We start from the raw sequence: 9,295 nt of genomic DNA on the forward strand, positions 1-9,295 counted from the left end.
ATAAGTATGGTGCATCAATGCACCTAGTGTTTCAATGCATTATGGATTTTTTCTGCTAATGCATAGGAAATAGTCGGTACTTTTGCGATCTCTTCGACACTTGCGTTGCGTAAAGGCTGTAACCCTCCCATATATTTCAGTAACATTTGCCGGCGTTTTGGACCAACACCGGCAATAGATTCCAGCGTACTGGTTTTTTTCACTTTATCTCTCCGCTGGCGGTGCCCCGTTATCGCATGGTTATGTGATTCGTCACGGATGTGCTGAATCACATGCAGAGCAGGTGAGTCCGGTGGCAATGCCATACCTTCACCTTCTGCCGCGAAAAATAGCGTTTCAAGCCCGGCTTTGCGATCACTTCCTTTGGCAACGCCTATCAATTGAGGGCGTGTTTTGTCCCATTCAACATCAAGAGACTGGAATACCTCTATTGCCTGAGCTAACTGCCCTTTACCGCCATCAATAAAAATAATGTCGGGAATTTTTGATTCATCCAATGCTTTTCCGTATCGACGGCGCAATACTTGATTCATGGCAGCGTAATCATCACCGGGCGTGATGCCATTAATATTATAGCGCCGATATTCAGAACGCAGTGGGCCATTACTGTCAAAAACAACACAAGATGCAACAGTTTGTTCCCCCATAGTGTGACTGATATCAAAACATTCCATTCTATGAATTTTTGCCAACTGAACTAAATGAGCAAGAGATCCTAATCTTTGGTGAATAGTGGATTGTTGAGATAAGCGGGTAACCAACGCTGTTGCTGCATTTGTCCGGGCGAGTTTCAGATAACGAGCCCTGTCTCCGCGAGGGCGGGTTTGAATATGAATTTTTCGACCAGATATTTCAGATAAAGAATCAGATAAAATATCTTTCTCTTGCAGAGCAAAATCCAGCAAGATTTCTGATGGCAAAGTCCGGTTTTGGCTGCCTTGTAAATAAAATTGACCAAGGAATGTTTGCACAATCTCGTCGGGTTTTGTCCCGGCCGGTATTTTAGGGTAATAACTTCGGCTCCCCAGTACTTTGCCCTGACGTATAAACAGAACATGCAGACAAGCCATGCCCGCGTCAAATGCAATGCTGATAACATCCAGGTCGTCGTCTGTGCCTGAAACAAATTGTCTCTCAGTGACCTGACGAACGGTTTGAATTTGATCGCGATATCTTGCAGCATCTTCAAACTTCAGTTGCTGGCTGGCTTCTTCCATTCGGCTAATCAATTTGGTTAAAACTTGCTGATCTTTGCCTGAAAGGAACAGACGAATATAATCAACTTGTTGTTGATATTCTTCTTCACTTACCAACCCGTTAACGCAAGGTCCAAGACATCGGCCAATTTGATATTGAAGGCATGGTCGGGAGCGATTACGGTAGACACTGTCCTCACATTGGCGGATAGGAAAAAGTTTTTGCAGTAAGATTAATGATTCACGTACCGCATAAGAGCTTGGAAATGGGCCAAAGTATTCGCCTTTAGCATGTTTAGCGCCCCGATACATTGCCAGCCGCGGGTGTTTATCTGCGCTGAGAAAAATGTAAGGATAAGATTTGTCATCTCGCAGTAAAACGTTATATCGGGGCTGATAAAGCTTGATGTAATTATGCTCCAGCAACAACGCTTCGGTTTCTGTATGTGTGACAGTTACATCTATTTGAGCAATGTTTTTGACCAGCGATTCGGTTTTACGGCTGGCGACCTGCGCCCGAAAATAACTGGAAAGCCGCTTTTTTAAATCCTTAGCTTTACCGACATAAATAACCGTTCCCGAGGTGTCATACATACGATAAACACCAGGCTGACTGGTTACTGTTTTTAAAAATGTTTTTGAATCAAATTGTTCCGTCACTATTTAACAGACTCTCTGTGTCGAACAGCCCATAACGTATTGCCACATGTGTTAATTCTACATCACCGCTGATATTGAGTTTACTAAACATTCTATAGCGATAGCTATTGACGGTTTTTGGGCTGAGGTTCAATTGTTCAGAAATATCACTCACTTTTTGTCCTTTTGTGATCATCAGCATAATCTGTAATTCACGATCAGACAGGCAACTGAGTGGATTATCTGTCTGTGGGTTAATTTGGCTAAGGGCCATCTGTTGTGCAATATCGGGTGCGATATAGCGCTGCCCGGCATTAACCGTACGAATCGCATTGACCATATCCAGGGGGGTAGAGGCTTTACTGAGATACCCTCTGGCACCTGCCTGCATCACCTTCATCGGCAATGGATTTTCAGTATAGATAGTCAACATAATTACCCGGACATCGGGATGGTAACGCAGGATTCTTTTTGTTGTCTCCAGGCCACCAATGCCTGGCATATTCATATCCATCAACACAATATCTACTTTATTCGTTCGGCACCATTTTATCGCGTCTTCACCACAATTGACTTCTCCTGTAACTGTTATCCCTTTCACGTCATCAAGAATACGTTTTACACCAACCCTGATCAATTCATGATCATCGACTAACAAAACATTTATCAAAAAAGTATCTCCAACTGGCCCTATGCTCATACATGAGCTTTCATTGATATTGCTTGTGAATTAAATTTGTTTCAGAAGAGTGAACTTCAATAATCTATTTTTTGATTTTTAGTAAAAATTATATAAAACAATAGAATAGATAAATTATCCCAAAAATTCATCAGGAATGTGAATATTATACTTATATCTATCAAAGACAAAAGAGAATTATCTTATATAACAACATGTATTATTTATTTACAACAATAACATTCCGCATATTCTGATTATCATAGAATTAATAACTACGAAAATAGGGATAAAATAAATAATTTTAACGATGTATTAACATTTTTTTTGTGAATGTATTTGCCGGATGTATAAAAATAGGGGATAAATTATGCGGTATAATTATTATTTTCATGACGTAATTAATACTTAAGTAGGTAACAGCTATGAGTAACATTGATTTGGCTTCATCGTCCGATACCGAAATCCTGGCAACAGAAGTGACATATTTAAAAATGTTGTTGGCTTAGGTTCTTAAAACGCGATAGAGAAAGGAAAGATAAACAGGCATGATAGGTGAAAAATCCTTAATCTATAATCGTTGATGACAAACAGTAATAGATTTATTATTATCATGGTGATTGATTTTTAATTTTATAAGCGTTTTTTCTTTTTATCACTGTTTTCGTTTGGTTAAATAACTCATCGTAATTAACAGGATATAGAGTATACTAAATGTAGTAGTCTGGTTTGGTATGTAAATATAGGAGAGTGCATATGTACAAAACTATTTTAGTACCGGTAGATATTTCAGAAGATGAACTAACGAGTAAAGCGGTTAAGCATGCACTGTCTTTAGCTAAAGAAACGGGTGCGCAGCTCCATATACTTCATGTGTTGCCAATCTCATCGGCGATTGTTAATGCATATTCATTAGGATATGAGGAAATTAGGGATAAAGCGACAATTAAAGCAGAAGGTGATTTAAAAATCCTGCTTGATACGATGGATATTCCTGATGATAAGCTATCCTATTCCATTGCATTTGGTTCACCAAGAGACGAAATAACTGCAACGGCTATAGAAATTAATGCTGATCTTATTATTATTGGCTCAAGGAGACCCAATATCACAACGCATTTATTAGGATCTAATGCAGCAGGCGTTGTCAAATATTCGAAAATATCTGTTTTGGTTATCAGGTAAGATAGCTGAAATTTAGAGCCTATCCCAGTAGGTGTAATTGTTGCAGACTATTCTTGTGGATGAACAGTGAGCATAGACAGTGTTCAGAAAACTGGGGCGTACACAGAATATGTGAGGAGTGATTCGCTCTTTTTGACAAAGTAGTAAATAAAATAGCCCTAATGAGATGGGCTCTTAATTGGATAAATTGGTAAGCCATCTTAGTATGGCTTACCATGAGTTAAAGCTGTTTAGTATAAAGCTTTAACTAGCTTCATTTTCATTGAGATTGCATGTAACTGTGCAGAATTATTGCGGATGAAATAATTATGGAAAAATTTACTGATAAACTGATTCGTCTGGATCATTTTCTATGGCGAGTGACGCGTTTTTACCTTATCGCGGCCACATTTTTCTTTATTGGGATAATTCCGGGTGTGCTGGGGTTTTACCTGATAGAAGGGCACTCATTTTCTGAGTCTTTGCTCAACGCCTTATCTATGCTTGGAGCACAGGGGTTAGATCCTGCTCCTGTTAGTTTGCTGGGTAAATATTTTATTGCGATATATGGGTTATTTCTGGAAAGTGTGTTCTTGATTACTTTAGGGCTTGTTGTAACACCTTTCATCCACCGAATATTACACAAATGGCATCTTGATGCTGAGTAATGAAAAATGAGTTATTCAGTAATTTGTTTGATTTAGTTAAACAACTCACAGCAAATAATGGAATATTTTATATACTTATTAAAGTAGTTCGGTTTGGTATATAAATATAGGAGTGCATATGTACAAGACTATTTTAGTACCGGTGGAAATTTCAGAAGATGAATTGACCGATAAAGCGATCGCACATGCAGAGTATTTGGCTAAATTGTCTGATGCCAATATACATCTTTTCCATTCCATTCCTGATGTACCGAGATTTTCAGTTAGTTATAGTTATCATTATGACTTGATCAACTCTTTTGCCAAGAAATCTATTGCAAGATCAGAAGAAGAACTGGCAACAGTTGCTGAAAAAATAGACTTACCAAAAGAGCGGGTCTCTTTCTCTGTCGCTTTTGGATCACCAAGGGACAAAGTATTATCAACAGCGAATGAGATTAAAGCCGATTTAATTATCATTGGTTCCAGACGACCTAATATTTCGACACATTTATTAGGCTCAAACGCCTCAGGCATTGTCGGATATGCGAATATTTCAGTTTTGGTAGTCAGGTGAGTTATTTATTTAGTAGTGAAAAGGCTATCTTCTGTATTGTCCCCATTGTTTAATATATATTGAGCTATTCAATACTTATGTGATAATCCGGTGTCTATATTCTACACCGGATTTTTATATTTTAAAAAGAATGTTGAGCTTATTCTGGAGATAATTGATTTTAAATTATCCATATTTTATCGAAAAGTTGATCCGATAGGGCAAATTCTGCATTGAATATTGTGTTTAAAGTGAATTATGAATAAATATATCTAATCAATCAGCAACTTATGTGGTTATGTCAAAAATAAGCGTGATTTTTATTTATTGGCTATAGTTAATTCCAGTAAGGTGACTCTATTCGATAACTGAGTGAGGGTAAAATATGTTAAAAAAACTAACGGCTGAATTGCTTGGGACATTCGTTCTGGTTTTCGGGGGATGCGGTAGTGCTGTATTAGCTGCTGGATTTCCTGAATTAGGTATTGGTTTTGTCGGTGTCTCTTTAGCATCGGGTTTAACCATTGTGGCGATGGTGTATGCGGTAGGGCATATTTCTGGTGGGCATTTTAATCCTGCGGTGACAATTGGCCTTTGGGCGGGGGGACGTTTTAGGGCCGCAGAAATTATTCCTTATATTATTTCTCAAGTTATAGGCGGTATTCTTGCGGCAACTGTGTTGTATGTTATTGCCAGCGGACAGGCTGGTTTTGATGTAACAGCCAGTGGTTTTGCATCCAATGGTTATGGTGAGCATTCACCTGGTGGATTTTCACTTCAGTCAGCTATTATTGCTGAAGTTGTTTTGACGGCTATTTTCCTGATTGTCATTATTGGTGTAACAGATAAACGAGCCTATGCGGGTTTTGCGCCATTAGCAATAGGTTTGGCGTTGACTTTAATTCACTTGGTCAGTATTCCTGTTACAAACACCTCAGTTAACCCGGCACGAAGCACTGCTGTTGCTATATTCCAGAATACCTGGGCTTTAGAGCAATTATGGCTATTCTGGGTTATGCCGATTATTGGCGGGATTGTAGGTGGTGTAATCTACAGGTTACTGCTTGCTGAAAAACAATGACTTTTACTAATGGAGTTACTTTGCTTTAAGGCCATGCTATAGCGTGGCCTTTTTCATCGAGTTTCCAGATAAGTTACAGCAAGGAATAAATGGGGAGTAAATAATAATTGCCAGATATTAATTAATTTGTTTTTTACTAATTATATAGAAATAATTAATCCTTTTAGTTTTAAGGATGTTTCATTATTTATCTTATGAGTTAGACTATTATTGATGTCAATTGAGATAAATCACCTGTACAATAGTTTAATATTTTTATTATAAAGAGTGTTACTTATTTTTGGGAAGGTATATGAATCCAAAAAATGATTTTAAAGCTTTTTCTATTGGTAATAATGCGAATGTGGTCAGTCAAGAAAGATATGCGGAAAACCAAAGTTTACACACAGGGTTTCCACCAAAAAATATTGCTAATCATGTGTTAAATAAGGTATTAAGACAGTCGTCAACAATAGCATCTGTCGTGGCTGACTTTAGTTCAACTGACAAATAAGATTGGCAATAATGACACATTAGCAGTGACACAAAAACTGACCCAAGAAATAATAAATACATTGGGTGAAAATATTAATAGTAAAGTACCCAATACCCGGAAAGTGAATGGAAAGCTATTTCACATGTAACGGTTCAGCTTTTAATAAATTACAGTACCCGAAATTAGCTGAAGCCTATCCTGCTCTACAAGATTTAACAGGTTCATTTCTGGGAGATAATGAAATAGCAGTGACAAGTCATGAAACAAGACCTTGTAATATTGCATTTAACTACATCGTAAAGGCAGAATGATAATGACACAAGAATATATCTTAAATTCAGAAACCGCTGTATTAGGTGAAGATGGATTAGCGACTCAAGCCGGCTGGATAAAAGTTTATTATGCTAACTCCTATTCGAGAGAATTATCTGGGACTGATTTCGAATATGTTGCGGAAGGTGTAGGTTTGTCTACGCATTCTTATTTGGATGAGCCAGACCTTCCCGATTCTAATGATATGGCTGTGCGTCGCAGTGAGGACGGAAGTCACTGGGAAATCGTACCTAACTACCGAGGTAAAACCGTTTACAACACGCAAACTCGCGTACAACAAGACGTGATTGACCTGGGTGAATTGCCAGAAATATTGACATTCAAGCAACCCGCCACTGATTTTGATCAATGGGACGGCGAAAAGTGGGTAACGGATATTGAAGCGCAAAAAGCCAGTCAAATTAAACAGGCTGAACAACAACGTATTATTTTCCGTCGGCAAGCTGATGAAGCCATCACTGTATTGCAATATGCAGTTGAAACTGAAATGGCATCGGAAGCGGAAAAAACTTTATTGCTAGATTGGAAAAAGTATTTGGTATTACTGCATCGGGTTGATGTTTCATCGGCACCAGACATTAATTGGCCTGAAAAGCCGTAAGAGTAATAGCGTTAAAGCTTTACAATCCTCAGATTATTGACAAAGCGCTGATTTTTTAGGTAGCGCTTTGATTTAACAAAGTTTCGTATAAAAACGAGCCTTGTCACTATGTTATGAATAGTTTATTCCATGAAATTTCTTCTTTGAAGACCGGGTGTTTACATATCATTTGATCCGTAAAATTGATTTTATTATTAATTTCTAATTTATCCTTGATAAAAATAGAAGGAGAAAGAGAAGATAATTTTTATATATTGAATATAAGTGGTTTTGATATATTTTTAATTGTCAAGGATTGAATTTTTTATTAATGATTATTATATAAAAACAGCTAGTTATTTAACTTAAGGAATGTGTATGAGTCAAAAAAATGATTTTAAAGCTTTTTCTATTAGTGATAATGCGAATGTAATCAGTCAAGCAGACTATGAAAACGATCAAAGGTTGCAGAAAGGATTTCCACCAGAAAATATTACGACTCATTTACTAAATAAGGTATTACGTCAATCGTCAACCATATCCGCTGTCGTAGCTAATTTTATTGAGACACAATCTGGCGAAGATGTTCTGGATAATGGGGATATAGCCAAACTTGCAGACCAATTAAATCGGGCGTTACAACAAAAAATTACAACAGGAATTCCAACTGCCTCATTAACACAAAAAGGGGTTGTTCAGCTTACCAATGTCGTTGGCAATAGTGACATATTAGCGGTTACACAAAAATGGGCTCAAGAAATAATAAATTCATTGAATAAAAATATTAATGACAGAGTACCTAATACCCGGAAGATCAATGGGAAGCCATTGACTGGGGATATCAGTCTGAATGCATTGGATGTGGGAGCGGCATCAATTAATGATGCAATGCGTCATGCTTGGATGAATGGGGGGGAAATTTTATATAATGGTTGTTCTGGGTTTGTCCCCAACGCGCCGTTCTTGACTAGATATGGGTTGCCACCTAATCATTATGGCGTCCTGTTAAGAATTAGCAATAAAAGTGGTGTATCAAGCGAGGGGGTACCGGATGTATGGAGCCACAGGCTGGTTTTTATGCATGGCGGTGATACATATCGTACAGATAGCATAAATGCTGGCTATAAACTTACACGCAAATTTTGGGACGATAAGAACGCTAATCCGGACGCTAATGGATTTCTCAAGATATCTTCCCCTATGGTAGATATTTACCCTGATGGCACATTTTCAACTAATGAAGAAGCTGAAGGGGTAGAAGTTACAAAAGAGGGAGTCGGTATATACCGTATATCAAATATCTTGGGCTATAACGCTGATGGTGCCTGGGGTATACAGGGTGGTATTTCTGTGCCTCACGATAACAATAATCTCGAACTGATTTTTGTTAAGGATCAGGTTCAACCAAACGGCGCGATTATCATTGAAACCTTCCACCGTCAGCACATGCATTTACCTGAACAATTTCAGAACTGGCGACTCAAATCTATTGATGACAATGGCAAACAGGTGTTCTACAAAGATGGAGAGCCGTGTGATATTCCCGAATATTGTCGTTTGAATATTCGTGTCCAAATGCCAGAAGATTCACTTTGGAAGTTGAAGCAAAAGAAATTACAGCAAGAAATGGAGAATACCCATTCTTATGGTAATGAATTGGAGTTGTAAATTGAAATTGTAGTAATACAGGGCCGTATGGCCCTGTATCTTATTATGGCTTTAGCCAGTTTAAGTCGCGTTAGCGTCTTAAACATAAAACCACCCGCTTTGCGGGTGGAGTTCAAAGGTTATACCAAGAAAAACACCTTTCCGTTACGATATAGATGTTCAAGCTAATATTCGTAACTCAAATAAGGAAAGGTGTTTATGGGCATTAAAGCACAAAGCTCAGCGCATACAAAGTGGCTGTGTAAATACCCTATCGTCTTTTCGCCGAAATATAGAC

The 9,295-nt window shown here is 38.0% G+C and carries 9 protein-coding genes and 2 pseudogenes; 9 read left to right on the forward strand and 2 right to left on the reverse strand.

From position 1 onward, the window contains the following. Nucleotides 1-23: 23 nt before the first annotated feature. Nucleotides 24-1,856, reverse strand: coding sequence for an excinuclease ABC subunit UvrC (gene uvrC / locus C5471_RS05535; protein ID WP_133815720.1), 1,833 nt, complete (start codon nucleotides 1,854-1,856; stop codon nucleotides 24-26). After that, nucleotides 1,840-2,505 carry a UvrY/SirA/GacA family response regulator transcription factor gene (gene uvrY / locus C5471_RS05540; RefSeq protein WP_133815719.1) on the reverse strand — a complete coding sequence of 222 codons (666 nt, stop codon included), beginning with the start codon at nucleotides 2,503-2,505 and terminating at the stop codon, nucleotides 1,840-1,842. The genes uvrC and uvrY overlap by 17 nt, the downstream gene beginning before the upstream one ends. 434 nt (nucleotides 2,506-2,939) lie before the next feature. Between uvrY and C5471_RS25245 the strand changes: the two genes are divergently transcribed. The 9 genes and pseudogenes from C5471_RS25245 to C5471_RS05580 form a co-directional block, all read left to right on the forward strand. After that, nucleotides 2,940-3,023 (forward strand): DUF2594 family protein, encoded by an 84-nt coding sequence (locus C5471_RS25245; RefSeq protein WP_422630906.1) that lies wholly within the window; start codon nucleotides 2,940-2,942, stop codon nucleotides 3,021-3,023. 247 nt (nucleotides 3,024-3,270) lie between these two features. Continuing rightward, entirely contained in the window at nucleotides 3,271-3,699 is a 429-nt protein-coding gene (locus C5471_RS05545; protein ID WP_133815718.1) for a universal stress protein, read from the forward strand. A 308-nt stretch (nucleotides 3,700-4,007) separates the two neighbouring features. Then, nucleotides 4,008-4,346 (forward strand): hypothetical protein, encoded by a 339-nt coding sequence (locus tag C5471_RS05550; RefSeq protein ID WP_133815717.1) that lies wholly within the window; start codon nucleotides 4,008-4,010, stop codon nucleotides 4,344-4,346. Nucleotides 4,347-4,464: 118 nt separating this feature from the next. After that, the gene (locus C5471_RS05555; protein ID WP_133815716.1) at nucleotides 4,465-4,902 is read left to right on the forward strand and encodes a universal stress protein; all 438 of its coding nucleotides are present in this window, start codon (nucleotides 4,465-4,467) and stop codon (nucleotides 4,900-4,902) included. Nucleotides 4,903-5,266: 364 nt separating this feature from the next. Next, nucleotides 5,267-5,962: an aquaporin Z gene (aqpZ, locus tag C5471_RS05560; protein ID WP_133815715.1), complete on the forward strand. Its 696-nt coding sequence runs from the start codon at nucleotides 5,267-5,269 to the stop codon at nucleotides 5,960-5,962. Nucleotides 5,963-6,254: 292 nt separating this feature from the next. Further along, nucleotides 6,255-6,667, forward strand: a pseudogene (locus C5471_RS25250) (DNA-packaging protein); the annotation flags it as partial. Nucleotides 6,668-6,750: 83 nt separating this feature from the next. Next, a complete protein-coding gene (locus tag C5471_RS05570; RefSeq protein WP_133815714.1) occupies nucleotides 6,751-7,371 on the forward strand; it encodes a tail fiber assembly protein in 621 nt (206 codons plus the stop codon). 357 nt (nucleotides 7,372-7,728) lie between these two features. Then, the gene (locus C5471_RS05575; RefSeq protein WP_133815713.1) at nucleotides 7,729-9,018 is read left to right on the forward strand and encodes a phage tail fiber protein; all 1,290 of its coding nucleotides are present in this window, start codon (nucleotides 7,729-7,731) and stop codon (nucleotides 9,016-9,018) included. A 198-nt stretch (nucleotides 9,019-9,216) separates the two neighbouring features. Next, a pseudogene (locus C5471_RS05580) lies at nucleotides 9,217-9,295 on the forward strand (IS200/IS605 family transposase); the annotation flags it as partial.

The sequence above is a fragment of the Photorhabdus tasmaniensis genome (genome assembly GCF_011189505.1).
Taxonomy (GTDB): Bacteria; Pseudomonadota; Gammaproteobacteria; order Enterobacterales; family Enterobacteriaceae; genus Photorhabdus; species Photorhabdus tasmaniensis.